This window comes from Streptomyces sp. NPDC047028, assembly GCF_040644095.1.
In the GTDB taxonomy this organism is placed as follows: Bacteria; Actinomycetota; Actinomycetes; order Streptomycetales; family Streptomycetaceae; genus Streptomyces.
In genome coordinates, this window is record NZ_JBEYVS010000001.1 from 366,633 (window position 1) to 391,104 (window position 24,472).

Here is a 24,472-nt window from a genome sequence, read left to right on the forward strand (position 1 = left end):
CTTGTACCGGCTCAGGCCGGCTCCGCTCCCTTCACCGTCGCCTCCGCGAGCGCCTTCCACGCGCGGGCGGCGACGTCGAGATTGCCGGAGCGGGTCGCCTCCTCGGCGATGCGGCGCAGCTCCGCCGCCGCCGGCTCCCCCGTGCCCGCGGCCAGTTCGGCCTCGTACAGCAGGATCTCGGTGCGGACGCGGTCGTGGTGGCTCATGGTCCCGGGCTCGGCGAGCGCCTCCCGGCACAGTCCGGCCGCGCCGGCCACATCACCCCGCCGGAAGGCGATCCGCGCCTGGACGGCCAGCAGTTCCGCCGGATGCCCGGCCGGCCCGTCCATCATCGCGAGCGCCGTCTCCGCCTCCCGGCACCAGCGCTCCGCCTCCGCCGTCACCTCCCCGTGCACCTCGAGGTGCGCGGACACCGCGGCCAGCCGCAGCCGCGCCCACAGCAGCAGGTCGGCCCGGGCGTCCGCGGCCCGCAGCGCCTCCTCCAGCAGCGGCAGCGCCCTGTCGTGCGCGTCCCGCGCCGCGTGGACCGTCGCCGCCGTCCACAGCGCGCGCACCCTGCGCCCCCCGGAAGCCCCCTCGGCGTGTTCGAGCAGCAGGCCGGCGTGTTCGTCGGCCTCGCCGAGCCGTCCCGCCTCGACCTCCGCCGCCGCGAGCGCGGCCAGCGCCTCGGCCTGGTCCGCTGCCGTCGCGCCCTGCGCGGACGCCAGTGCCTCGCGGCCCTCGGCGACGGCCGCCTCCGTGTCGCCGAGCGTCCGGTCACAGCCGGACAGCGCCGCCAGGACCCGTACCCGCAGATGCGTGATCCCCGCCTCCTGGACGACTGGCCGCAGCCGCTCCAGGGCGTCCCGTCGCGCGGGCACGTCACCGAGCCGTTCGTGGGCGCGGGCCAGCTGCCAGAGGACCTGCCAGGCGTAGGCGGGGGAGACGTCGGGCAGCGCGGCGCACGTGGCGAGCAGTCGTACGGCCTCGGCGGGCGCGCCGTCGTCGAGCGCGGTGACCGCGGCCGCGAGCAGCGCGGGCGCCCGGTCGGTGGCCGCCGTGCCGGGGGAGACGCGGAAGACGTCCGCCGCGATCCCCAGCCGGTCCGCCAGATGCGCGGCCGCCTGGGGCGTGACGGCCCGGCCGCCCGACTCCAGCCGCGAGACGTAGCTGGCGGAGACCTTGGCGCCCACGAGGTCCGCCTGTGACAAGCCTCGCTCGACCCGCAGCCTGCGCAGCAGCCGGCCGAACTCCGGTTGGCCCAACAGTTCCATGCGCCGTCCATTCCGCGTCCGTGTCAAGGAGTGGGAGCCAGCTTACGGCGCCGACGGCCGCTCCAGTCCTTTGGTTCGCATTGCAATGACAAATGTAGTCACGAAACTTGATGATGTCATGGAGCGTAGAAAAGTGGTGCACGGCCCGCCGGGCTATCGCGGGCCGGGACCTCACCCCTGTTCCGACGTCAGAAGGAGACACCCATGTCCGCCCAGAACCTGATGAACGGTTTCGACGCCTACACCGACGCGGAGGAGCTGGCCGCGCAGCCGGCGACGGTGACCAAGGAGGAGCAGTCGATGTCGCTCGCGGTCACCCTCGTGACGATCAGCCTGGTGCACACCTACGACACCGGCTGCTGAGCCCGCCGCCCGCATCAGGAGGCCCGAGTCATGACCGCACACGATCTGGTCGAGGGGTACCGCACTTTCGCCGACGCCGAGGAGCTCGCGGCGTCTCCGGCGGGGGAGTACCTCCCGACGACCACCATCTTCACGATCAGTTACCCCACGACCGCGACCCCGACGATCACCAACTAGCCGGGGTCCCCGTGTGAGTGCTCGACCCAGCGCGTTCCCTCAGCAGGGGCAGGAAAGCCGTCAGGCTCTCTGCCCCTGCTTGGCGTTCCCGGGGAGTCGGTCGCGACAGAGAATCTGACTGAAAATGTCATGACTCTTGACTCCTGAATGTCATGCCCCGTAGAAATGAGATGTGCCCGGGCAACGGGCATTCCGACACCACGAAGGAGACCCACATGTCTGCTCAGGACCTGATGAACGGTTTCGCCGCCTACACCGACGTCGAGGAGCTGGCCGCCCAGGCGACCACGGTGACCAAGGAGGAGGCGTCCCTGTCCCTGAGCCTCGCCAGCGTCATCAGCGGCATCACCCTGTCGCTCACCGCCGAGCACACCTGCTGACCCACCACCACACGGAGTGCGAGGAGAAGTCGTGAGCGAGCAGGAACTCATCGAGGGCTACCGGTACTTCGTGGACGTCGCGGAACTCGCGGCCTCGGCGGAGCGGGAACTGCCGACGACCTCGATCTTCTCGTACGTCACCACGACGTGCACCGGCACCGTGGCGACCGTCAGCGTCTAGCCGACGGGGCGCCACCGGGGGGCGACGAACACTGAGGGGCAGGTGGGCCGACAGGCCCCCTGCCCCTCAAGCGTGCGTAGGTAGGTGTAAATACGGTCAGGCGGTGAGGCGATCAGGCGGACGCCAGCGCCGCGTGCCGCGCCGCCGCCCGGCTCACCCCGGGAACGTGGCCCTTGCGGGCGAAACACAGACCCGCCAGGCACACCTCCCGGCGCGCGTCCTGCGGCCGGCCGGCCCACCGCAGCGCCTCCGCCCGGTCCAGCCGGGCCAGCGCCTGGGCGACCGGGGAATCGGTCGCCACGGCCTCGGCCACTGCCCGGCCCGCCGCCGCGACCGCTTCCGCAGCACACCCCCGGCCCACCTCTCGCTCGGGCCCACCCGTCTCCCCGGGCCAACCGCCGTCCCCGAGCCGCCGTACACCCTCCGGGTACAGCTCCCCCCGCCTTCGTACGACCGCACGGTCCACCGCCGTCCGCAGCCGTTCGAGGCCGAGCGGGGCCGCTGCCTGCGCCGCCTCCTCCAGCAGGTGGAGGGATCGCTCGGGCCGACCGGCCAGCGACTCGACCTCGGCCGTCAGGAGCGGCAGCAGGACGGCTCCGCCCGCGGGGTCGACCTCCGCCGCGGCGGCGCGCGCCTCGGCCAGCGCGGCCCGGGCTTCCGGTTCGCGTTCCCGCATGGCGTGCAGTACCGCCAGCGGGCCTGCGAGGACGAGCCGGGCCGCCGGCCGGCCGTCGGCGTGCTCCGCCCACAGGGTCCTGAGCCGGAACACGGCGGCGGACGCCGGCTCCGGGCCCTGCCACAGGGCGACGGCCAGGATCCACAGCGCCTCGGCCCGTTCCGGCTCCCGCCCGGTCCACAGCGCCTCGGCCCGTTCCGGCTCCCGCCCGGTCCACAGTGCCCGCCGTGCCGACGCGGCGGCCTCGGCGTACCGGCCCCGCCGCAACGACTCCCGGGCCGCGTCGAGCGGGGCGCCGGGGCATGCGGGACGGGCAGGGCCTGCGGGGTCGGGGAGCGCCCCCGGCACGGCGCGGCGGGCGACTGCGAGCGGCACGGCGTCCCGGCCGGCGCCCACGGTCCACAGCGCGAGGTCCACCACGGTCGCCCGTTGGGCCGGGGGAGCGGTCAGCGGCCGGAGTTCGCGGACATCGGGGAACGGCGGCGCCGCGAGCGTGCCCGGCCGCGCCCCCCTCAGTCCCCGCCTGCCCGGCCACAGCCCCACCGTCTCGCCGAGTGCCACGACAGCCCCCTCCTACGCGTCCCTGCCCGTCCCTACGCTTCGGACGCGTCCATCCTCCGGCGCACCGCCCCCCGAAACATGGGGGAACTGGCCCCAGATTCGGGCCGCCGTGGTCAGCAGGTCCTCAAGAGGCCCCCGGCACCCCGCGGGAGAGCAGTTCGCGGGCCCGGTCGAACAGGGTGTCCCGGTCCGGGAGGCCGGTCTTCTGGAGCAGACTGGCCACGTGCTTCTCCGCCGTACGCGGGGAGATGTGCAGACGCGCGGCCAGCGCCTTGTTGCCGAGGCGTTCCGGCATCAGTTCCAGCACCTCGTACTCTCGTGCCGTCAGACCCCGTTGGCGCAACGGCTCGGGGATGCGCTCGGTGCCGACCCGGCGCTGCCGTACCGGTTCGCCGAGCCGGCGCAGCAGGGTGCGGCAGGCGGCGGCCACCGGGCCCACGCCGGCCTGGTAAAAGTGCTCCTCGGCCTCCCGCAGCCACGCCTTCGGCTCGCCCCAGCCCTCGACCGCCGCCGGTTCCGCGACCAGCCGCAGCCCCAGACAGCGCGCCATGCCGAACACCCGGCCCGCCGCGTCGGCGCGGGCCATCGCGGCCGTCACCGCCTCCGCCTGCCCGCCCCGCCCCGCCAGCACCGCCTCCGCCAGCGCCAGGAAGTGCCGGTTCCACCGCATCCGGCCGCTGTTGGTGGCCGCGACGGACCGCACCCGCTCCTCGCCGGCCCGTCCGGCGAGCACGTCGAGCAGCACGCCGAGACCGTGCTGTCCGTCCAGGTGGAACGGGGTCTGCCGGCGGCTCCGCTCGGCCGTCACCCGGGCCAGCTCCTGCTCCGCCGCCGGCCGGTCCTCCTCCAGCAGGGCACAGAACGCGGCGCCGAGCCCGTGCACCTGTGACGCCTCCGCCGACTCGTCCCCGGCGAGCGCGGTGAACTCGTCGAGCGCCGCCCGCATCTCCTCCCGCCGCCCCTGGTGCGCCGCCAGGACCACCCGCGAGGTCAGCACGTAGTGGGTCACCGCGACCAGCTTCAGCCGCCGGCTCTCGGCCAGGCACGCGGCCAGCTCCCGCTCGGCGCGCTCGAAATCACCGGCCAGTACGGCGCTCAGACCCAGCACCGCCGCCGCGTTCTGGGCGAGCCCGACGGCACCGCAGCGCAGCATCTCGGCGTGCGCGTGCCGCAGCGGCCCGGCGTCCCCCTCGGCCAGCCACGCGTTCCCGCCGAGACCGGTCAGCGCGTAGTTGCGCCACATCGGCAGCCGGTGCGCCACCGCCGCCTCCAGCGCCCGCCGGAAACACGCGTCCGACTCGGCCAGGTCCCGCTCCCGGGCGGCGTACCCGATGGCGTACCAGCCCTGGCAGATCACCGACGGCAGCGGAACACCCGCCGCCAGCTCCACCGCGCTGCGCGCCAGCCGGTCGCACCGGTCGAGCCGGTCGGGCGCCGGACTCAGGATCGCCAGGTAGGCGCCGACCGCGTCCAGCGCGGCCAGCTGCTCCGGGCCGGCCACCCCCGGGGCCAGCTCACGGGCCGCCGTCACCTGCGCATGTCCCTCCGCCCAGTGCCCGGAGACCTGCGCCGCCCAGGCCAGCCGGATGTGCCGGTCGATCCGCCGGGCCCGGTCGCCCGGCGCGTACAGTGTCAGCTCGTCGACCACACCCACCGCCTGCTCGAACTGGCCGTCCTCGGCGAGCGCGTGCAACAGGGCTTCCAGCAGATCGCGCCGCACCTCGTGGTGCGCGCTGCCACCGCGGGCCTGCGCGAGAGTTGCCCGGGCCCGCCGCAGTACGGCCGTCGCCGAACCCGGCGCCCCGTCCGCCGTCGCCCGGCGCCCGCACTCGACGTACAGCCGCGCCGCCTCCACCGGCTCGCCCGCGAACTCCCGCAGCTGGGCCGCCAACTGACACCAATCGCCCGGCAGGCCGGGCTGCGCGGCCTCCGTCTCCTCCGCCGCCCGCCGTGCCAGCGCGGCCAGTTCGTCCGCGGCGAGCCGGCCGCGGAGCGCCTCCAGCGCGAGCGGGTGCGCGAACGCGTACCAGCCCGGCTGGTGTTCGTCCGGCACCAGCAACTGGGCCTCGACCGCCGAGCGGACCTCGCCGAGCAGCGCGTGGTCCGGCAGGCCCAGGACGCGGCGGACCAGGGCGAGCGGAAACCGCCGGCCCAGCAGGGCGGCCACCGACAGCAGCCGGGTGACCTCGTCGCCGAGCCGGTCGGCGCGGGCGCCGATCACCCGCAGCAGTGTCGGCGGCACGGCGGCCACGGAGGTCCCGGCCGGCCGCCACACCCCCTCGTCGTCCACCAGGTCACCCGAGGTGATCATGCTGTGCAGCAGTTCCTCGACCATGAGGGGGTTGCCGCCGCTGTCCTGCCACACCCGCTCCGACGCCCCGTCGGACAGGCACTCCGGGCGCGTCTCCAGACAGGTGGCCATCAACTCGTGCACCTGCGGCCGGTCGAGCCGGGGGAGCGTCAGTACGGTGCCGTCGCCGCGCCGGGTCAGTTCGTCGGCCAGCACCGCGGCGCCGCCCGCCCCGGAACGCAGCGTGGCCAGCAGCAGCACCGGCTGCCCGGCGAGGTTCCCGGCCAGGTACTCGACGACGGCGAGGGTCTCCGGGTCCGCCTCGTGCAGGTCCTCCAGGGCGAGCACACAGCCGTGCTCCCGGCCCGCCAGGGTGGTCAGGCGCAGGATTCCCTCCGCGAGCACCACCAGCGAGGCGTCACCGCGCGGCTCCTCCCGCTCGGCCCACTCCGGTACGAGCCTGCCGAGAACGGGACGGTAGGGGCCGAGGTCCGCCCACCGGGCCGGGTCCAGGCCGCCCCGGGTCGCCGACAACAGGGCCTCGGCCAGCGGGCGGAACGGCACGGCCGGCCCCGTACTGCTGCCCCGCCCCCGCAGCACCGGCATCCCGGCGGCCGACGCCGAGTCCAGCGCTTCCCGCAGCAGACGGGACTTGCCGATGCCGGGCTCGCCCGCGAGGAACAGGGCACCGCCCCTGCTCCGCCGGGCGCCATCCACATACGTGCCCAGTGTCGCGAGTTCACTCGACCGCCCCACCAGGACGGCTGCACGGGTACGCATGCGCGGATTGTAACGTCCGCCACAATTCCCGGGGTTGGCGAAGGCCCCGGCGGTCCCGCCTCCGTGGAGACCGGACCTGCCGGGGCCTTTCGCGGTGCCGGTGCCTGGGTCGCTCCCGCCTCCTCAGGGGATGCTTGAACTCCTCAGCGGATGCTGACGATAGTCGGGGTCGGGAAGCCGGCCGCGCTCGCGCCGAGTACACATGCTCCGACGGTCAGCCCGGCCAGGATTCTCGACCGCCGCCTGCGCGCCGCGGCGTCTGTCCCGGCGCCGTTCCCGGCCTCGGTCTCGTCGAGCGACTCCTCGGCCGGGGTGTACTCCGACTCGTTCATCATGTTCTCGTCCATGGTGCTTCCTTTCGGTTCCATGCGCGGGTGTCGTCCGTGTGCTGGTGGTCGTCGGTACGTCAGTGGGGGCGCCCGGGGTGCAGCAGGAGGACCGAGGGAACCTCCCCGGGGTCGTACAGCCGGAGCAGGCCGTAGCCGATGCCCGCCATGCCGTGCAGCAGGCCGGGCGTGGGGACGTGGTCCGGGGTGGCGCAGCGCGCGCCGTCCCGCTCGACCGCCTCGATCACATGTCGGCCGGCCGCCACGCGGAGCCGGCGCGCGCCCGGGTGGCCGGACCGCTCCAGCTCGATCAGGGCCTCGATCACACCGAGTTCGCCGTGGCAGAGCGACTGGTCGGCCAGGGGAGGCCGGTCGGCGACCGCGCCGAGGAACCGGTGGGCGAGGGGCGTACCCGCCGCCTCGCCGCCCAGGGCGAGCACCGCACCCGCCTGTCCCCGGCACCAGCCCAGCTCCCCCGAGCCCCCGCCGTCGGCCGGCCACTCGTCCGGGTCGCCCCCCGGACGAGTGAACGCGGCCGACGGTGTCCCGGCGCCGTCGCGGGACGCCCCGCGCCCGCCGCCGGGACGTATCCCGCCCCCCTCTCGCAGCCCCAGCGCCCACCGCACCCCCGCGGCGCCGCTGAGGAAGCCGGGCTCCCCGTAGCCCTGCCCGGCGTCCACGGCCTCGGCCAGCCGGGCGGCGAACGTGTCCGCGAGGCGTGCGGCTTCGGGATCACCGGTCTCGGCGTGCACGGCGTGCAGCGCGGCGAGTCCGCCGGCCGGACCGTTGCCCACACCGAGGTCCTGGCCGGGGGCGTCGGCCGCCGCGGCCAGGGCGGTCAGGGCCGGCCGCAGCGCCGCGCGCAGGGCGCCGTCGTCCAGGAGGCCGGCCAGCCGGACGAGGCCGTAGCAGATGCCGCCCAGCCCGAAGTAGCCGCCGGGTCCGACCTCTTGGGCCAGCGCCGGGTAGCGGGCCAGTACGCCGACCAGGTCCGGCAGCGCCCGTGCGGCGTGCGCGGCGACGGCGCTGTAGCGCTCTACGCCGGTGAGCGCGCCGAGTTCGGCCAGGAAGAGGGCGGTGCCGGTGTAGCCGTCGGCGAGTCCGCCGCCGAGCTGGGCGACGGTCCAGGAGGCACCGTCGTCCAGGGTCTCCAGCCCGATCCAGTTGGTGCGGGTCGCGTTGCGTTCGGCCCGGGTGAGGAGGCCTTCGGCGAGTTGGCGGGCGAGGGCCAGGGGGGCTGGGGTGCGCTGGGTGGCTGCGGGTGTGCTGTGGCTGGTCGCGCAGTTCCCCGCGCCCCTTGAGGGGGTGCGCTGGGCCGGAGTGGTCAGGTGCCTGGATGCACCGCCGCCCCCTTTTGCCGCTGACGTCGCCAAGGTCGCCGCGATCACCCAGTCCTGTTTGCGGAGGTCGGACGTGGACATGCGGGCGATCTTGGCTCGGGCGGCTTCGAGGCCGGAGGCGGCCGGGGTGAAGGGGAGGGGCTCGCCGCGGGAGGTGGTGAGGCGGCGGCCGTCGGTGCGGCCGGTGAAGAGGGGCAGGTCACCGGCGAGGAGGTCGGCACGCTCGTACGGCGCCAGTTCCCGCAGGTGGGGGAGCCCGGTCTCGGCGGTGAGGCCGGCGAAGGCGGCGGCGTGCGCCTCGCGGGAGGTGAGGCGTTCCGGGGCGACGGACTCGGCCAGCATCGTGGCGTAGACGTGCGAGGGACGCATCACGACCCGCGTCGGATGCCCGGCGAAGCGTGCGAGTGCGCCGTCCGCGCCGGTCAGTTCCTCGGCGCCGGCCAGCACCGCGCGGTAGCCCAGCGCGAAGCCGGTGCGCAGGCTGTCGCCGTGGTCCAGTGGTTCGACGGTACGGCCGTGCAGCGTGGGCCGGTTGGCGCCGCCGGGAGCGGGAGCGGGCCGCCGTACCAGGCGCAGGGTGTCCGTGCCGAGCCCGGCCCAGTCCCGCACGCTCAGCGCGGCCGCGTCCGGGCCGCCCCCGCCGAACGCCGACACGTCCACGTCCCCGGCGTCCGTCGACAACAGCCACGGCAGCAGCCCGGTCCGCGCGACCGAGTCGTCCAGGGCGGCCGGCGCCGGATCGTCACCGACGTCGGTACGGGGCTGCCAGGCCGGATGGAACAGCGTCTCCACGTCGACGACGACGGGGTGCGCGCCGCAGGCGATGACGTTCTCCGCGTGCAGATCGGTCGCGTCGATGGCATGGCACAGGGCCAGCAGCGCACCCTGGCGCCGGTAGAACAGGGCCACCTCGGCCTCGTCGGCACAGGACGCGGGCGTCACGAACTCGGCCCAGCCGTAGTCGCCCCGGGGCAGTACGGTCACGCCGCGCGGCGCGAGGTCCGGCAGGGCCGTGCGGAACCAGTCCAGCAGGCCGTTCCAGCACTGGTGCAGGCCGAGCGGACGCGGCTTGTAGACCAGGCGCCGCCCGTCGGAGAACCGCAGCACCGCCACCGAACGGCCACCCCCGTGCCGGTCGCCGGCACCGAGGTCCACCTCCGTCAGCCGCACGGTGCCGGCGCCGGGAAGCAGCCCTCCGTCCAGCACCGCACGGTCGGCGCGCAGCCGGTCCAGCAGCTCGGCCAGGGCCTGCGCGGTGCCGTACGCCTCCCGTGCGAGCAGGCCGGGCAGCACCGGGTAGGTGGCGAAGAGGCGGGTGAGCGCGGTGCGACCGCCGAGACCGCCGAGGAAGTCGAGGTACCGCTCCCCTCCGGTTCGCCCCCGCAGCCGCCCCGCCGCACGGGCCTCGTCCAGTTCCCGCACCAGCACCCGGCCGGCGAGATCGGCCAGCCGCTCGGCGAGACCGCCTGCGACGCCCGCCCACACCGCGCCGAGATCGACCCCGGGGTCCGCAGGCGGCCGCCCGCACACGAGGGACTCCGCCTCCGCGATGAACGAGCGGAAGGGGTGGGCCAGTTGGCGCAGGGTGCCGGTGTCGGCCGGGTCCGGCGCCGACGGCTCCTCGGGCACCGCGTCGAGGACGACGTCCCGGAGCCCGGCCGCGTCCTCCGCCACCACCGCTCCGACGCCGGCCGGTGGCGGCGCGCTCTTCAGGGCTGTCCGCTGCTCGCTCACGCCCTGAACCATGTCATCGGCGCACCCGGCCGGGATGGGTAATCACCCCCCAAGTTCCCGCACCCCCACCCCACTTCACACCAGCACCGCCGGCGAACGGCCCCCTCCGGTTACGTCACCGACGGGTCCCCCGCCCGATTTCGCCGCTACCGTCGAAAAGCGGCACAGGAACGGTGATTCGGGGGGTTCGCGATGAGCGACGGGAACGACGGGGACCGACAGGAACGGCCGGGTGAGGCGGTCGTCGACAGCCACACCCCCACCGAGGAGGGGAAGGAGAAGGCGGAAAGGGTGCCCCAGACGGAGACGACGGAGACGACCAGACCCCTGACCAACATCCCGCCCCCGCCCTTGCACCAACCCCGTACACCCCCGACCCCAGCGGACGCCGACCGCCGCCGAGGCGACCCCCCACCCCCCGCGCCGGGCCCGACCGTGGTCAACGCCCCGCCCCCGCCCGGCTGGTCCACGGCCAACACCTACGTCGGCCCGCCTCCGCCCCCACCACCGACATACGCCCCGCCCCAGCCCGGCGCACCGGGCCCCGCCACCGTCCGAACTCGCGCCAATGCCCGCCTCGCGGCGCTCCTCGTCGCCATGGTCGTCGTAGGACTCGGTTCCGGTTTCGGGGTCTGGTACGTCGGCCGGGACCACGGCGGCGGCAGCGGCACCACCGGCGCCTCCGCCGCGCCGACCGTCGTCGCAACCACCACCGCACCGGACAGCGAGCCCGCCGGCACCCCCACCCCCGGAGCCACCCCCACCACCCAGGGTGCCCCCACCGCCCCCGCCGGATACCGCCTCACCACCGACCCCGTCGGCTACACCCTCGCCGTCCCGGAGGGCTGGACGAGGCGGCAGAAACAAGGGGAGAAGGCGGCCGTCGTGTACTACGACTCCCCCTCCGACGGACGCCAGCTGCAGATCTTCGAGCTGTCCGAGGCCACCCCGTCCGAGTCCCTGGACCTCGCCGAGAACGACCCCGGCTACGGCTACGCCCACGAGCCCGGCTTCCAGGCCCGGGGCAGCGACTCGGGGGACGCCTGGGCGGAGCTGTCGTACCGCTACGACGACGAGGACAAGGGCGCCCGGCAGGTCATCGACCACCGCTTCCAGGCGCCCGACGGCACGCTCTACGCGATCCGCTCCAGCGGCCCGGAAGACCTCCCCGCCGACCGGATCCGCACCCCCCTCACCACCGCCCTGACCTCCTTCTGCCCGACGAACGCGTCCTGCACCGCCTAGGACCTGTCCGGCGGATCTTCGTGGGCCCGCGACGCCTGGCACGGGCTGCTCCACGAAGATCCGCCGGACAGGCCCTGACTCCGTCACCATTCTTTGACTAAAGTCAAAGAATGGCCGAATCAGTCTCGGCGGAGCAGGTCGCCGCCTTCCGTCGCTTCAACCGGTACTTCACTCGGCGCATCGGGGCCCTGGACGAGCACTACCTCGGTCAGGACCGGCCGCTCGGGGAGGCGCGGCTGCTGTTCGAGATCGGGGAGGGGACCGGGGTGTCCCTGCGGGAGCTGCGCGGCCGGCTCGGGCTGGATGCCGGGTATCTGAGCCGGATGGCGAAGGCGCTGCAGGCGCAGGACCTGGTCCGGGTCGGGGTGGCCGCGTACGACAACCGGCAGCGGACGATCGAGCCGACGCCGGCCGGGCGGGTCGAGATCGGGGAGCAGAACCGGAGGTCCGACGCCCTGGTCGCCGGGCTGCTCGGAGGTCTCACGCCGGCGCAGCGGGCCGAGCTGACCGGGGCGATGGCGACGGCGGAGCGCCTGCTGCGGCTGGCCGGGATCCGGGTGGAGGTCGTCGAGGGCGGTGCCCCGGACGCGCTGGCCTGCCTGGACGCCTATGCCGCCGATCTCGACACCCGCTTCCCCGAGGGCTTCGACAAGGCCGCGCTCGTCCGTCCCGAGGAGGTGTCCGGGGACGCCGGTGCCTTCCTCGTGGCGTACGAGGAAGGGCGGCCCGTCGGCTGCGGGGCGCTGCGCCGGCTGGAGCCGGGCGTCGGCGAGATCCGGCACGTGTGGGTGAGCGCGGGTGCCCGTCGGCTGGGCCTGGCCCGGCGGCTGCTGGAGGGGCTGGAGGGACAGGCCCGGGAGCGCGGTCTGGACGTCGTACGGCTGGACACGCACCCCGTGCTCACCGAGGCGCAGGCGATGTACCGGGCGTGCGGGTACACCGAGATCCCGCGCTACGACGACAACCCGTACGCCGGGCACTGGTTCGAGAAGCGGCTGTCAGGCGAGGGTGCCGGCCCCGGAGCCGCCGGCTGACCACTGGGCCATCAGGTCCCGCACGCAGGAGCGCAGCCAGGCGTGTGCCGGGTCGGCGTCGTGGCGGGGGTGCCAGGCCAAACTGACCTCGATCGCGGGGAGTTGCAGGGGCAGCTCGAAGACGGCCAGGCCGAGGGTGGCGGCCAGGGGGCGGAACCAGGAGCTGATGAGGCCGATCAGATCGGTCTCGCGCAGCACGAACAGTGAGCCCGGGAAGGTGCCGACGCTGCCCGTCACCCGGCGCTCCAGACCCAGTTCGGCGAGCGCGTCGTCGATGGGGCCGCGCAGCCGGCCGCGCCGGGACACGATGAGGTGCTCGGCGGCCGTCGCGAACCGCTCGGGCGTCAACTCGCCGTCCAGCAAGGGATGTCCGGGCCGTACGACGCCCAGCATCCGGTCCTCGTGCAGGCGCTCCACGCGCACCTCGGGCGAGACCGCGTCGATCACCCCGACCTCAAGGTCGGCGGTGCCCTGCCGCAGGAACGGCCCGTCGACATGGCTCTCGGACAGGAACCGGAGCCGGATGCCGGGCGCGTCGCGGGCGGCGCGGGCGAAAAGCGTGGCGCCGAGCGCGGCGGCGATGGTGTCGTGGCCGATGATCGTGAACGTCCGGTGCACCGTGCGCAGGTCGGTGTCCTGACCGGCGGCGAACAGGGCGCGGGCCCGCTCCACCACCGCGCTCACCTCGGCCCGCACCGCCAGCGCGCGCGGCGTCGGCACCATCCGGCGTCCGGCACGCACCAGCACCGGGTCGCCGAGCGCCTTGCGGACCCGGCCGAGCGTGCGGCTCATGGCGGGCTCCGACAGATGCAGCCGGCGGGCCGCGCCGCGCACACTCTGCTCCTCCAGCAGCACGTCCAGGGCGAGCAGCAGATTCAGGTCGACGGCCCCGGCGTCCGCCGCCGCACCGGACTCCTCATTGGATTGCGTCACGCGCAAGTACCCCTTGCAAAGGTTGCACTGGAAAGCAGGTCACCGCCGAGCCTACGGTGACAGGGCAGCCCACGGGTCGGCTGGAGCACGCAGCCCGCGAGCATCCATGGACAGCCCGCGAGTGTCCCGTGGACATCCCACACCCACCGCCTAGCTCCCAGGAGGAGCCGTGCCCGCGCACGCCCTGAAACGCTCCACCCTGCTCGCCCTGTGTGCCTGCGTCATGGTCGCGCAGGGCATGGTCGCCGCCATCAACCTGCTGATACCGGAACTGAGTTCATCCTCCCTGCACCCCTCGCACAGCGAGATCCTGTGGACCGTCGACGCGTACGTCATCGTCTTCGCCGGCCTCCTCGTCCCCGCCGGCGCGCTCGGCGACCGCAACGGCCGCAAGGGCGCGCTGCTCACCGGCCTCGCCCTGTTCGCGGCCGGCGCCGCCACCAGCGCCCTCGCCACCACCCCGGCCGTCCTCATCGCGGGCCGGGGCCTGTCCGGCGCCGGAGCGGCCCTGATCACCCCGGCCACCCTGTCGATCATCATGCAGCTGACCACACCGGAACACCGGGCCCGCGCGATGGCCGCCTGGACACTGGCGCTCGGCCTGGGCGGCGCCGCCGGCAACATCGGCGGCGGCCTCGTCGGCCAGTTCCTGTCCTGGCGCGCCCTGTTCGCCGTCATGGTCCCGCTCGCCGGGCTCCTCGCCCTCGCGGTCGCCGTCACCACCCCGCGCACCGAACGCTCCGCGCACAGCCACCCCGACCCGCTCGGCACCCTCCTGCTCACCGCCGGTCTCGTCGCCGTCCTCTTCGGCATCATCGAGAGCCAGTCGTACGGCTGGACCTCCGCCCGCATCCTCGGCGCGTTCGCGGCAGGCGCCGTCCTGATCTGCACCTTCACCGTCCACGCCCTGCGCTCGCCCGCGCCCCTCTTCGACCCCCGCGTCTTCGCCTCGCCCCGGCTGCGCGCCACCTGCCTGGGCACGGCCACCGGCTTCTTCGGCCTGTTCTCCCTCTTCTTCCTCAACTCGCAGTACCTGCAAGGCGTGAAGGGCTACGGCGCCGCCCTCACCGGGGTCGCGATCATGCCGCTGACCATCGGCATGTTCCTCGTCCCCCGGTTCGCCGCACGCTGGTCCGGCCGTCCCCGCGCGGTCATCGGCAGCGGGCTCGCCCTGATCGGGCTCGGCCTGCTCGGCGCCTCCACCGCCGACGCGGGCACCCCCTACTGGGGCTACGCCTGCTGGCTGCTCGTCATCTCCGCCGGCACCGGCCTGTCCATGCCCGCCCTCACCCTCGGCGTCGTCACCTCCCTCCCGCCCTACCAGGCGGGCCTCGGCTCCGGCCTCGGCACCACCGCCCGCGAGACCGGCGCCGCGCTGGGCGTCGCCGTCACCGGCACGATCCTGTCCACCCACACCGACCTCACCCAGGGCATGGGCCCGTCCCTGCGCGTCGTCGCCCTGATCGTCCTGGCGGCCACGGCACTCGTGGTGGTCGGGTACGGCGGTGGACGCCGGTCGCACACGGTCACGCCGGACCGGGAACGCCCACTGTCCCGCGTCTGAGCGCCGGACCGCTGCCGTACACGGCCCGGGCACGTCGTACCGTCACAGGGTCCTCGCTGACGCTGGGCGGGCTGCTCAAGCACCTCGCGCTCGTCGAGGACGAGTACCTGACCCGGCGGCTGCTCGGACAGCCGATGCCCGCGCCGTGGGACGCGGTGGACTGGGACGCCGAGCCGGACTGGGAGTGGCGGACGGCCGGCACGGACAGGCCCGAGACGCTGTACGGGCTGTGGCGGGACGCGGTCGCCCGCTCCCGCGAGCATGTGGCCAAGGCCGTCGCCGACGGCGGTGCCGGGTACCGGGCCGCGTACGTCTCGCGCACCGGTGAGTCGCCGAGCCTGCGGCGGCTGCTCGTCGACATGATCGAGGAGTACGGCCGGCACACCGGCCACGCCGACCTGCTGAGGGAGGTCGTGGACGGGCGGGTGGGGGAGGACCCGCTCGCCGGCTTCCAGTTCTGAGGAGCCGGACCCCCAGGGCGGACAAAATATCCGTTTTCATTACATTTCTTCCGAACTAGTAGTGACCCCCCGCACTTTCGGTCACCGATCGCGCATGCGATTCGGGTGGCCGGGCAGGCGGTCACGGTCCCCGAGTGGGTCACGTGTGTGACAGAGGGGTACGGAACTGGAACGGAAGGCAATACGGATGATGGCGGACAGAACGGAACGAGACACCCGGGCGACGATCCACGCGGGCGGGGACTGGCTGGACGCGGTCTCCGGCGCCACGCGCGAGATCGTCGACCCGGCGGACGCCCTGCCGTTCGCCGTCGTCGCCGAGGGTGACGAGAAGGATGCGGAGCGGGCGGTGGCCGCTGCCCGGCAGGCGTTCGACACCGGCCCCTGGCCGCGCACCCCCGTCGCCGAACGCGCCGCACTCCTGCGCCGCGTCGCGGACCTCCTCGTCCGCGACCGCGAGGAACTCGGCCTGCTGGAGAGCCGCGACGCGGGCAAGACCGTCGAGGAGGGCCGCGTCGACATCGACTGCGTCGCCGACGCCTTCCGCTACTTCGCCGACCTGGTCGCCGCCGAGGCGCCCGGCCGCGTCGTCGACGCCGGCTCGCCCGGCGTCCACAGCGTCGTCGTGCACGAACCCGTCGGCGTGTGCGCCCTCATCACCCCCTGGAACTACCCGCTCCTCCAAGCCAGTTGGAAGATCGCGCCGGCCCTCGCCGCCGGCAACACCTTCGTCGTCAAGCCCAGCGAGATCACCCCGATGACCACCATCGCGCTGATCGAGCTGCTGGCCGAGGCGGGCCTGCCCGCGGGCGTGGCGGGCCTCGTCACCGGCCCCGGCCACACCGTCGGCGCCCGCCTCGCCGAACACCCCGACGTCGACCTCGTCTCCTTCACCGGCGGCCTCGTCAGCGGCGTCAAGGTCGCCCAGGCCGCCGCGCCCACCGTCAAGAAGGTCGCCCTCGAACTCGGCGGCAAGAACCCCAACGTGGTCTTCGCCGACGCCTGCGCCACCGACGAGGGCTTCGACACCGCCGTCGACCAGGCGCTCAACGCCGCGTTCATCCACAGCGGCCAGGTCTGCTCGGCCGGCGCCCGCCTCATCGTCGAGGAGTCCGTCCGCGACCGCTTCGTCACCGAACTCGCCCGCCGCGCCCAGCGGATCAGGCTCGGCCGGGGCACCGAGACCGGCGTCGAGTGCGGGCCCCTCGTCTCCGAGCAGCAGCGCGCCAAGACCGAGGCGTACGTCGCCTCCGCGCTCGCCGAGGGCGCCCTGCTGCGCTGCGGCGGCAAGCGGCCCGAGCCCTCCGCAGAACGCCCCGCCACCGGCTACTTCTACGAGCCGACCGTCCTCGACGGCTGCCACCGCGAGATGAAGGTCGTACGCGAGGAGGTCTTCGGGCCCGTCCTCACCGTGGAGACCTTCCGCACCGAGGACGAGGCCGTGTTCCTTGCCAACGACACCGAGTACGGCCTCGCCGGCGCCGTCTGGAGCGCCGACACCGCCCGCGCCCGCCGCGTCGCCGCCCGCCTGCGCCACGGCACCGTCTGGATCAACGACTTCCACCCCTACCTGCCACAGGCGGAGTGGGGCGGCTTCGGCAAGAGCGGCACCGGCCGCGAACTGGGCCCCGCCGGGCTCGCCGAGTACCGCGAGACCAAGCACGTGTACGAGAACCTCGCGCCCGCACCCGTGCGCTGGTTCGCCGGCTGAGCCCACCCGTCCTCCCTCTTCTCCGACCGACCCCTCTGGCCCCTCTGGAGTAGCACCCCCATGTCCGAGACCCCCCACGTCTACGACTACGTCGTCATCGGCGGCGGCACGGCGGGCTCCGTCATCGCCTCCCGCCTCACCGAGAACCCCGACGTCACCGTCGCCGTCATCGAGGGCGGCCCCAGCGACGTCGGCCGCGACGACGTCCTCACCCTGCGCCGCTGGATGGGCCTCCTCGGCGGCGACCTCGACTACGACTACCCGACCACCGAGCAGCCACGCGGCAACTCCCACATTCGGCACAGCCGCGCCCGCGTCCTCGGCGGCTGCTCCTCGCACAACACCCTCATCGCCTTCAAGCCCCTGCCCTCCGACTTCGACGAGTGGGAGGCCGCCGGCGCCAAGGGCTGGGGCGCGGTGCCCATGGAGGCGTACTACGCCCGCCTGAAGAACAACATCGTCCCCGTCGACGAGAAGGACCGGAACGCCATCGCCCGCGACTTCGTCGACGCCGCCCAGTCGGCACTCGGAGTACCCCGCGTCGAGGGCTTCAACCAGAAACCCTTCAGCGAGGGCGTCGGATTCTTCGACCTCGCCTACCACCCCGAGGACAACAAACGGTCCTCGGCGTCGGTGGCGTACCTGCACCCGGTCATGGACGAACGCCCCAACCTGCACCTGTTCCTGGAGACCTGGGCCCACCGGCTGGAGCTGGACGGCACCCGCGCCGAAGGCGTGCACGTGCGCACCAAGGACGGCGAGGACCTGCTGATACGGGCCCGCAGCGAGGTCGTCCTGTGCGCCGGCGCCGTCGACTCCCCGCGCCTGCTGCTGCACTCGGGCATCGGCCCCCGCCAGGACCTCGAAGCGCTCGGCATCCCGGTCGTCCACGACCTGCCCGGCGTCGGCGAGAACCTGCTCGACCACCCCGAGTCCGTCATCGTCTGGGAGACCAACGGGCCGATCCCCGACAACTCCGCGATGGACTCCGACGCGGGCCTCTTCGTGCGCCGCGACCCCGGCCACGCCGGCCCCGACCTGATGTTCCACTTCTACCAGATCCCGTTCACCGACAACCCCGAGCGACTGGGCTACCAGCGGCCCGAGTTCGGCGTCTCCATGACCCCGAACATCCCCAAGCCGAAGTCTCGCGGCCGGCTCTACCTCACCAGCGCCGACCCGGCCGTGAAGCCCGCCCTGGACTTCCGGTACTTCACCGACGAGGACGACTACGACGCCCGGACGCTCGTCGACGGCATCCGCATCGCCCGCGAGATCGCCAAATCCGAACCGCTCGCCGGCTGGCTCAAGCGCGAGGTCTGCCCCGGCCCGGAGATCCTCGGCGACGCCGAACTCAGCGAGTACGCCCGCAAGGTCGCCCACACCGTCTACCACCCCGCCGGCACCTGCAGGATGGGCGCCGCAGACGACGAACTCGCCGTCGTCGACCCGCAGTTGAAGATCCAAGGCCTCGACGGCATCCGCATCGCCGACGCGTCCGTCTTCCCCACCATGCCCGCCGTCAATCCGATGATCGGCGTCCTCATGGTCGGGGAGAAGGCCGTCGACCTGATAGGAGGTGACGCCTGATGGCGCTCACGGTCCCCACCCGCAAGCCCCCCACCGACGACGCCGCCACGCCCGTCTTCTCCGTCGACGGCCTGTGGAAGGTGTTCGGCCCCAAGGCCGACCGCGTCCCCGCCGACCCGGAACTGGCCGCCCTGGACCCCGCCGAGCTGCGCACCCGCACCGGCTGCACGGCCGCCGTCCGGGACGTCTCCTTCGACGTCCGCAAGGGCGAGGTGTTCGTCGTCATGGGCCTGTCCGGCTCCGGCAAGTCCACCCTCGTCCGCTGCCTGACCCGCCTCATCGAGCCGACGGCCGGCACGATCGCCATCGACGGCGAGGACGTCCGCGCCATGGACCGCTCCCGGCTGCGCGAACTGCGCCGCCACCGGGCCGCGATGGTGTTCCAGCACTTCGGCCTGCTCCCGCACCGCACGGTCCTCGACAATGTGGCGTACGGCCTTGAGGTCCAGGGGGTCCGCAAGGCCGAGCGGCGCGCACGGGCCGCCGAGGTCGTCGCCAAGGTCGGCCTGGAGGGCATGGAGAAGCGCCGCCCCGGCCAGCTCTCCGGCGGCCAGCGCCAGCGCGTCGGTCTCGCCCGCGCCCTCGCCGTCGACCCCGAGGTACTCCTCTTCGACGAGCCGTTCAGCGCCCTCGACCCGCTGATCCGCCGTGACATGCAGGACGAGGTGACCCGCCTCCACCGCGAGGAGGGCCGCACCATGGTCTTCATCACCCACGACCTCGCCGAGGCCCTCAAACTCGGCGACCGCATCGCCCTCATGCGCGACGGCCAGGTCGTCCAGCTCGGCACCCCGGAGGAGATCGTCGGCTCCCCGGCCGACGACTACGTCCGCGAGTTCGTCCGCGACGTCCCCCGCGAACAGGTCCTCACCTGCCGCACCGCGATGCGCCCCGCCACCCCCGCCGAAACCACCGGCGGCCCCGCCGTCACCCCCGACACCACAGTCTCCGAAGCCATAGAAGCAGTAGCCCGCACGGGCACCCCGGCCCGAGTCATGACCGAGGGCCGCTGCCTGGGAGTGGTGGACCACGAGCAGTTGCTCGGAGTAGTGGCCGGCATAGCTGCGGGCAGTCGTCCAGCTGGGGCGACAGCCCACCCGGCAGCGGACACCGACGCCTCCGTAGCTGCGGGCAATCGTGCCGCTGGGGCGGCACGGGTGGGCGCAGCGGCACCCCGTAAGCACGGGCAAGCGACCCCGCCCCCGGCCGACCCCACCACGGAGGCCGTCTGATGGCAACGCTCACAGCGACGACGTCCAGTACGAGAACCCCGGCCCTCCTGAAATCCCGGGCCGCCCGCAAACTCCTCGTCCTCGCCCTGGCGGCAGCGATCCTCGCCCCGATCCTCAACGCCCACTGGGGCAGCGGCAACTGGCCCACCCCCCTCACCGTCGACCTCTCCCACCCCCTCGGCAAGGTCAACGACTGGATCATCGACAACCGCGACAGCCACCCCCTCTTCCTCTACTTCTTCGGCTACATCAGCAACGCCGTCGTGATCGCGGTCCGCGCCGTCTACCTCACCCTCCTCGCCGCGGGCTGGGCCGGAGTCACCGCCTTCGGCGCCCTCCTCGCCTGGCGCCTGGGCGGCATCAAGCTCGCCCTCGGCACGGCGGTCGCCTTCCTCACCTGCGGCGCGCTCGGCATGTGGGTGCCCACGATGCAGACCCTCGCCCTCATGGTCGTAGCCGTCCTCGTCTCCGTGGCCGTCGGCGCGCTCCTCGGCCTCGCCGCCGGCCTCTCCGACCGCATGGACCGCGCCCTGCGCCCGGTGCTGGACACCATGCAGGTGCTCCCGGCGTTCGCGTACCTCCTCCCCGTCGTCCTGGTCTTCGGCATCGGCGTCCCCGCGGCCGTCCTCGCCACCGTCGTGTACGCCGCCCCGCCGATGGCCCGCCTCACCGCGCTCGGCCTGCGCGGCGCCGACCCCGAGGTCCTGGAGGCCGTGGAGTCGCTCGGCACCACCGCCCGCCAGCGGCTGCTGACCGCCCGCATCCCGCTGGCCCGCAAGGAACTCCTCCTCGGCCTCAACCAGACGATCATGATGGCGCTGTCCATGGCCGTCATCGCCTCCGTCATCGGCGCGGGCGGGCTCGGTGACCGCGTCTACCAGGCCCTCGCCTCCGTCGACGTGGGCGCGGCCCTCGCCGCCGGCATCCCGATCGTGCTGCTGGCGGTGGTCCTGGACCGCGTGACCGGCGCGGCCGGTGCCGGCCGCGAGCACTCCGGCCCGCTCGGAGGGCCGTACGCCCGGGCCACAGTCCTCGCCGCGGTGCTCGGCGGTACCGTCGCCGTCGCGCTCGCCGCCCGGCTCCTGGGCCGGCCCGACTGGCCCGCCTCCTGGACCGTGGACATCGCCTCGCCCGTCGACCGGGCCGTCGACTGGATGACCTCCCACCTCTACTCCGGTGTCCCGGTCGTCGGCGGCACCGCAGACTGGGCGGCCCACTTCACCACCTGGGTCCTGAACCCGGTCCGTTCCGGCCTGCAGGGGCTGCCCTGGTGGGCGGTGCTGCTGGTCGTCGCCGCGCTGGCCTGGCTGATCGGCACCTGGCGCACCGCCCTGACGGCCGTGCTCGCGATGGCCGCGATCGGCGTGCTCGGCGTGTGGAATCCGTCCCTGGACACGCTGTCGCAGGTGCTGGCCGCCGTCGCCGTCACCCTCGTCCTGGGCTTCGCGACCGGTATCGCCGCCGCCCGCAGCGACCGCGTCGACCGCGCCCTGCGCCCGGTCCTGGACGTCTTCCAGACGATGCCGCAGTTCGTGTACCTGATCCCGGTCGTCGCCCTGTTCGGCGTGGGCCGCGCCCCCGCCGCAGCGGCGGCCGTCGTGTACGCGCTGCCGGCCGTCGTCCGGATCACCGCGCAGGGCCTCAGGCAGGTCGACCCGGCCGCGCTGGAGTCCGCCCGTTCGCTCGGCGCGACCAGCCGCCAGCAGCTCTGGCAGGTGCAACTCCCGCTGGCCCGCCGCTCGTTGCTGCTCGCCGTCAACCAGGGCGTGGTCCTCGTCCTCGCGGTCGTCATCATCGGCGGCCTGGTCGGCGGTGGCGCGCTCGGCTACCAGGTCGTCTTCGGCCTGGCCCAGGGCGACCTGGCGACCGGCCTGGTCGCCGGTGCCGCCATCGTCTGCCTCGGCCTGATGCTCGACCGGGTGACGCAGCCGACGGATCGTCGCGCGAGGAAGGGAGCCTGACATGCGTACACGCACCCACATCCGTACGACCGTGTCGGTGGCCGTCGCCGCCGCGTCCGCGCTGACGCTGCTCACCGGCTGCGGCGCCGCCGACATGACCAAGCAGGCCTCGCCGTTCGCCAACGCGCGGGGTTCGAAGACCGTCACCCTGTCGGTGCAGTCCTGGGTCGGCGCCCAGTCCAACGTGGCCGTGGCCCAGTACCTCCTGGAGCACAAGCTCGGCTACCGCGTGGACACCGTCCAGGTCGACGAGGTGCCCGCCTGGGACGCGCTCAGCCAGGGCCGCGTCGACGCCATCCTGGAGGACTGGGGCCACCCCGACCAGGAGAAGCGGTACGTCGAGGACAAGAAGACGATCGCGCCCGCCGGCGGCCTCGGGGTCACCGGGCACATCGGCTGGTACGTCCCCACCTACCTGGTCAAGCAGCACCCCGACATCACGAACTGGAAGAACCTGAACAAGTACGCCTCCCTCTTCCGCACCGCGGAGAGCGGCGGCAAGGGCCAGCTGATGGACGGCTCCCCGTCCTACGTCACCAACGACAAGGCGCTGGTGAAGAACCTGAAGCTGGACTACCAGGTCGTCTTCGCCGGTTCCGAGGCGGCGCAGATCACCCAGATCAAGCAGTTCGCCAAGGAGAAGAAGCCGTTCCTGTCGTACTGGTACGCCCCGCAGTGGCTGTTCGAGAAGGTGCCCATGACGGAGGTGAAGCTGCCGCCGTACAAGGAGGGCTGCGACGCCGACCCGGCGAAGGTCGCCTGCGCCTACCCGCGCACCCCGCTGCAGAAGTACCTCAACGCCGGTTTCGCCAAGTCGGGCGGGAAGGCGGCTCGGTTCCTGAAGAAGTTCAAGTGGACGACCGAGGACCAGAACGAGGTCTCGCTGATGATCGCCGAGAAGAAGATGAAACCGGCGGACGCGGCGAAGAAGTGGGTGGACAGCCACCCGTCCGTCTGGAAGAAGTGGCTGTCCTGACACCGATGTCGTGATGCCTCGCTTCCTCGTTCGAGGCATCACACATCCCGCTGAAAAGCGGATCTCCACCGCGCCCGTGGCCCGCGTACGGCCCGCCCTTCAGCAAGCTGGTGTCTTCTGCGAAGGAGACGCCACCGTGCGAATTTCTGACATCCAGCGCTGCGAGGTCCGGCCAGGACGGCTCGTCGAGTGGAGGTTCAGCCCGGCGACCATCGCGGCCGCGGCGGCGCTGCCACCGGATCCGCGGCCGCCGGCGTACATCCAGGAGTCGCACATCAGGACCGCCCGGTCGGTACGGGAGGACGGGCTGTTCGTACCGACCTGGCTCGGCGCGGCCTTCGACCTGCCCGGCCGGGCCGACCTCGACGCCCTGGAACGGGCGTTGCGCGGCTGGACGCTGCGGCACGAGACGCTGCGCAGCGGCTTCCGGTGGGCCGGCGACGAGATGCAGCGGTTCACGCTGGACGAGAACGACGTGTCCCTGCACCGCGAGGAGGTCGGCGACTTCACCGACCCGGCCGCGCTGGTCCGCTATCTCCAGGACCGGTTCGACGCCACGGCGGACGCGCTCGGCTGGCCCAACCTCATCTACGCGGCGGTCGTTCGCGACGACACCACCAGCGTGTACCTGGCCTTCGACCACACCAACGTCGACGCCTACTCGATCCACCGCATCCCGGAGGAGATCACCGCGCTGTACACGGCGGACGTCACCGGCGTGCCCGTGAGCAGCCCGTCCGTGGGCAGTTACGTCGACTTCTGCGAGCAGGAGCGGGCGAACGCGGACGGCATCGACGATACCCACGCGATCGTCGCGCGCTGGCGGGAGTTCATCGCCCGGTGCGACGGCCGGCTCCCGGAGTTCCCCGTCGACCTCGGTCTGCAGCCGGGCGGCGAGCTGCCCACCCAGAAGCTGGTGTGCGAGCCGCTCGTCGACGCGGACGCCGCCGCCGCGTTCGAGGCGTACTGCCGGCCCTACGGCGGCAGCCTCGTCGGCATCCTCGCCGCGACCAGCCTGATCGTCCACGAACTCGGCGGGCAGCCGGTCTACCGCACCGTCGTGCCGTTCCACACCCGGCTGAAGTCGGCGTGGTCGGACTCGGTCGGCTGGTACGTCGGCGGAGCGCCGATCGAGGTGCCCGCGGCGCCGGACCTGCAGACCGCGCTCAGCACCGTACGTGCCGAACTGCGGGCCAACCGGACGCTGGCACGCATTCCGCTGGCGCGCGTGCTCAGGCTGCTCGGCGCGGACTTCCGGCCGACCTCGCCCGACATGTACTCGATCATCTCGTACGTGGACGCCCGGCTGCTCCCCGGCGCCGCCGACTGGGCCGAGCAGAAGGCGTACGGGCTGATCCGGGTGTCGTACGGCGACCAGCTGTGCGCCTGGGTCAACCGGCTCAACGAGGGCCTGTGGTTCGCCTGCCGCTACCCCGACACCGACATCGCGTACAAGAACGTACGGCGGTACGTCGAAAGACTGCGCGACCTGATCCTCTCCGTGCCCGCACCCGAGCGCCCGCTGCTCGCGGAGCCGGCACTCTCCTGACGCCCGTTCCCGCCCCCGGGTGATTCGTCATCTGATGTGTCTGGTTGAGGCCGGTTGACACCCAACGGGTGATTCCGGGTAACCACATCCCACTTGGGACGGATAGTCCGTACGAAGCGGGTTTCACCACCACCGCCAGTGCGCGTTGCAGCCGC

At 73.4% G+C, this 24,472-nt stretch carries 20 protein-coding genes; 14 read left to right on the forward strand and 6 right to left on the reverse strand.

What is annotated here, in order from left to right:
- Nucleotides 1-11: 11 nt before the first annotated feature.
- Nucleotides 12-1,253: a helix-turn-helix transcriptional regulator gene (locus ABZ854_RS01690; RefSeq protein WP_361202549.1), complete on the reverse strand. Its 1,242-nt coding sequence runs from the start codon at nt 1,251-1,253 to the stop codon at nt 12-14.
- Nucleotides 1,254-1,457: 204 nt separating this feature from the next.
- On the opposite strand from ABZ854_RS01690, the gene ABZ854_RS01695 reads away from it, so the two are divergent.
- The 4 genes from ABZ854_RS01695 to ABZ854_RS01710 all read left to right on the forward strand — a co-directional run bounded on the left by ABZ854_RS01695 (nt 1,458) and on the right by ABZ854_RS01710 (nt 2,354).
- Nucleotides 1,458-1,616, forward strand: coding sequence for an LxmA leader domain family RiPP (locus ABZ854_RS01695; RefSeq protein WP_361202551.1), 159 nt, complete (start codon nt 1,458-1,460; stop codon nt 1,614-1,616).
- A 30-nt stretch (nt 1,617-1,646) separates the two neighbouring features.
- Nucleotides 1,647-1,793, forward strand: coding sequence for an LxmA leader domain family RiPP (locus tag ABZ854_RS01700; protein WP_361202553.1), 147 nt, complete (start codon nt 1,647-1,649; stop codon nt 1,791-1,793).
- A gap of 215 nt (nt 1,794-2,008) precedes the next feature.
- Complete coding sequence (locus tag ABZ854_RS01705) at nt 2,009-2,173, forward strand: LxmA leader domain family RiPP (RefSeq protein ID WP_361202555.1); 165 nt, start codon at nt 2,009-2,011, stop codon at nt 2,171-2,173.
- A 31-nt stretch (nt 2,174-2,204) separates the two neighbouring features.
- Nucleotides 2,205-2,354 carry a hypothetical protein gene (locus ABZ854_RS01710; RefSeq protein ID WP_164992316.1) on the forward strand — a complete coding sequence of 50 codons (150 nt, stop codon included), beginning with the start codon at nt 2,205-2,207 and terminating at the stop codon, nt 2,352-2,354.
- A gap of 112 nt (nt 2,355-2,466) precedes the next feature.
- On the opposite strand, the gene ABZ854_RS01715 is transcribed toward ABZ854_RS01710, so the two are convergent.
- The 4 genes from ABZ854_RS01715 to ABZ854_RS01730 form a co-directional block, all read right to left on the reverse strand.
- On the reverse strand, nt 2,467-3,591 hold the full coding sequence (locus tag ABZ854_RS01715) for a hypothetical protein (protein ID WP_361202557.1): 1,125 nt from the start codon (nt 3,589-3,591) through the stop codon (nt 2,467-2,469).
- 124 nt (nt 3,592-3,715) lie between these two features.
- Complete coding sequence (locus ABZ854_RS01720) at nt 3,716-6,661, reverse strand: AAA family ATPase (RefSeq protein WP_361202559.1); 2,946 nt, start codon at nt 6,659-6,661, stop codon at nt 3,716-3,718.
- A gap of 143 nt (nt 6,662-6,804) precedes the next feature.
- Nucleotides 6,805-7,008: a hypothetical protein gene (locus ABZ854_RS01725; RefSeq protein WP_361202561.1), complete on the reverse strand. Its 204-nt coding sequence runs from the start codon at nt 7,006-7,008 to the stop codon at nt 6,805-6,807.
- Between the two features lie 59 nt (nt 7,009-7,067).
- A complete protein-coding gene (locus tag ABZ854_RS01730) occupies nt 7,068-10,061 on the reverse strand; it encodes a type 2 lanthipeptide synthetase LanM family protein (RefSeq protein ID WP_361202563.1) in 2,994 nt (997 codons plus the stop codon).
- Nucleotides 10,062-10,253: 192 nt separating this feature from the next.
- On the opposite strand from ABZ854_RS01730, the gene ABZ854_RS01735 reads away from it, so the two are divergent.
- Both ABZ854_RS01735 and ABZ854_RS01740 read left to right on the forward strand, forming a co-directional pair.
- Nucleotides 10,254-11,306, forward strand: a complete 1,053-nt coding sequence (locus tag ABZ854_RS01735) for a hypothetical protein (RefSeq protein WP_361202565.1) — start codon at nt 10,254-10,256, stop codon at nt 11,304-11,306.
- A 110-nt stretch (nt 11,307-11,416) separates the two neighbouring features.
- Nucleotides 11,417-12,340: a helix-turn-helix domain-containing GNAT family N-acetyltransferase gene (locus ABZ854_RS01740; RefSeq protein ID WP_361202567.1), complete on the forward strand. Its 924-nt coding sequence runs from the start codon at nt 11,417-11,419 to the stop codon at nt 12,338-12,340.
- Here ABZ854_RS01740 and ABZ854_RS01745 read toward each other — a convergent pair.
- A complete protein-coding gene (locus ABZ854_RS01745) occupies nt 12,305-13,279 on the reverse strand; it encodes a LysR family transcriptional regulator (RefSeq protein WP_361202569.1) in 975 nt (324 codons plus the stop codon). The genes ABZ854_RS01740 and ABZ854_RS01745 overlap by 36 nt on opposite strands.
- Before the next feature lie 163 nt (nt 13,280-13,442).
- On the opposite strand from ABZ854_RS01745, the gene ABZ854_RS01750 reads away from it, so the two are divergent.
- From ABZ854_RS01750 to ABZ854_RS01785, 8 genes are all read left to right on the forward strand, one after another.
- A complete protein-coding gene (locus ABZ854_RS01750; protein WP_361202571.1) occupies nt 13,443-14,837 on the forward strand; it encodes an MFS transporter in 1,395 nt (464 codons plus the stop codon).
- Nucleotides 14,838-14,848: 11 nt separating this feature from the next.
- Nucleotides 14,849-15,298: a DUF664 domain-containing protein gene (locus tag ABZ854_RS01755; RefSeq protein ID WP_361202801.1), complete on the forward strand. Its 450-nt coding sequence runs from the start codon at nt 14,849-14,851 to the stop codon at nt 15,296-15,298.
- A gap of 190 nt (nt 15,299-15,488) precedes the next feature.
- On the forward strand, nt 15,489-17,009 hold the full coding sequence (locus ABZ854_RS01760) for an aldehyde dehydrogenase family protein (protein WP_361202573.1): 1,521 nt from the start codon (nt 15,489-15,491) through the stop codon (nt 17,007-17,009).
- 60 nt (nt 17,010-17,069) lie between these two features.
- Nucleotides 17,070-18,599, forward strand: coding sequence for a GMC oxidoreductase (locus tag ABZ854_RS01765; protein WP_361202576.1), 1,530 nt, complete (start codon nt 17,070-17,072; stop codon nt 18,597-18,599).
- Nucleotides 18,599-19,831, forward strand: coding sequence for a glycine betaine/L-proline ABC transporter ATP-binding protein (locus tag ABZ854_RS01770; protein ID WP_361202579.1), 1,233 nt, complete (start codon nt 18,599-18,601; stop codon nt 19,829-19,831). The genes ABZ854_RS01765 and ABZ854_RS01770 overlap by 1 nt, the downstream gene beginning before the upstream one ends.
- Nucleotides 19,831-21,792 carry an ABC transporter permease subunit gene (locus ABZ854_RS01775; protein ID WP_361202582.1) on the forward strand — a complete coding sequence of 654 codons (1,962 nt, stop codon included), beginning with the start codon at nt 19,831-19,833 and terminating at the stop codon, nt 21,790-21,792. Before ABZ854_RS01770 ends, ABZ854_RS01775 begins: the two co-directional genes overlap by 1 nt.
- 1 nt (nt 21,793) lies before the next feature.
- Nucleotides 21,794-22,768: an ABC transporter substrate-binding protein gene (locus tag ABZ854_RS01780; RefSeq protein ID WP_361202585.1), complete on the forward strand. Its 975-nt coding sequence runs from the start codon at nt 21,794-21,796 to the stop codon at nt 22,766-22,768.
- Between the two features lie 136 nt (nt 22,769-22,904).
- Nucleotides 22,905-24,317: a condensation domain-containing protein gene (locus tag ABZ854_RS01785; protein WP_361202588.1), complete on the forward strand. Its 1,413-nt coding sequence runs from the start codon at nt 22,905-22,907 to the stop codon at nt 24,315-24,317.
- Nucleotides 24,318-24,472: the final 155 nt, after the last annotated feature.

Bases quoted from the DNA above. Each gene is read 5' to 3' on its own strand.
- ABZ854_RS01690 (WP_361202549.1), bottom strand. From the start codon at position 1,253: ATGGAACTGTTGGGCCAACCGGAGTTCGGCCGGCTGCTGCGCAGGCTG.
- ABZ854_RS01695 (WP_361202551.1), top strand. From the start codon at position 1,458: ATGTCCGCCCAGAACCTGATGAACGGTTTCGACGCCTACACCGACGCG.
- ABZ854_RS01700 (WP_361202553.1), top strand. From the start codon at position 1,647: ATGACCGCACACGATCTGGTCGAGGGGTACCGCACTTTCGCCGACGCC.
- ABZ854_RS01705 (WP_361202555.1), top strand. From the start codon at position 2,009: ATGTCTGCTCAGGACCTGATGAACGGTTTCGCCGCCTACACCGACGTC.
- ABZ854_RS01720 (WP_361202559.1), bottom strand. From the start codon at position 6,661: ATGCGTACCCGTGCAGCCGTCCTGGTGGGGCGGTCGAGTGAACTCGCG.
- ABZ854_RS01725 (WP_361202561.1), bottom strand. From the start codon at position 7,008: ATGGACGAGAACATGATGAACGAGTCGGAGTACACCCCGGCCGAGGAG.
- ABZ854_RS01735 (WP_361202565.1), top strand. From the start codon at position 10,254: ATGAGCGACGGGAACGACGGGGACCGACAGGAACGGCCGGGTGAGGCG.
- ABZ854_RS01740 (WP_361202567.1), top strand. From the start codon at position 11,417: ATGGCCGAATCAGTCTCGGCGGAGCAGGTCGCCGCCTTCCGTCGCTTC.
- ABZ854_RS01760 (WP_361202573.1), top strand. From the start codon at position 15,489: ATGGCGGACAGAACGGAACGAGACACCCGGGCGACGATCCACGCGGGC.
- ABZ854_RS01765 (WP_361202576.1), top strand. From the start codon at position 17,070: ATGTCCGAGACCCCCCACGTCTACGACTACGTCGTCATCGGCGGCGGC.
- ABZ854_RS01770 (WP_361202579.1), top strand. From the start codon at position 18,599: ATGGCGCTCACGGTCCCCACCCGCAAGCCCCCCACCGACGACGCCGCC.
- ABZ854_RS01775 (WP_361202582.1), top strand. From the start codon at position 19,831: ATGGCAACGCTCACAGCGACGACGTCCAGTACGAGAACCCCGGCCCTC.
- ABZ854_RS01780 (WP_361202585.1), top strand. From the start codon at position 21,794: ATGCGTACACGCACCCACATCCGTACGACCGTGTCGGTGGCCGTCGCC.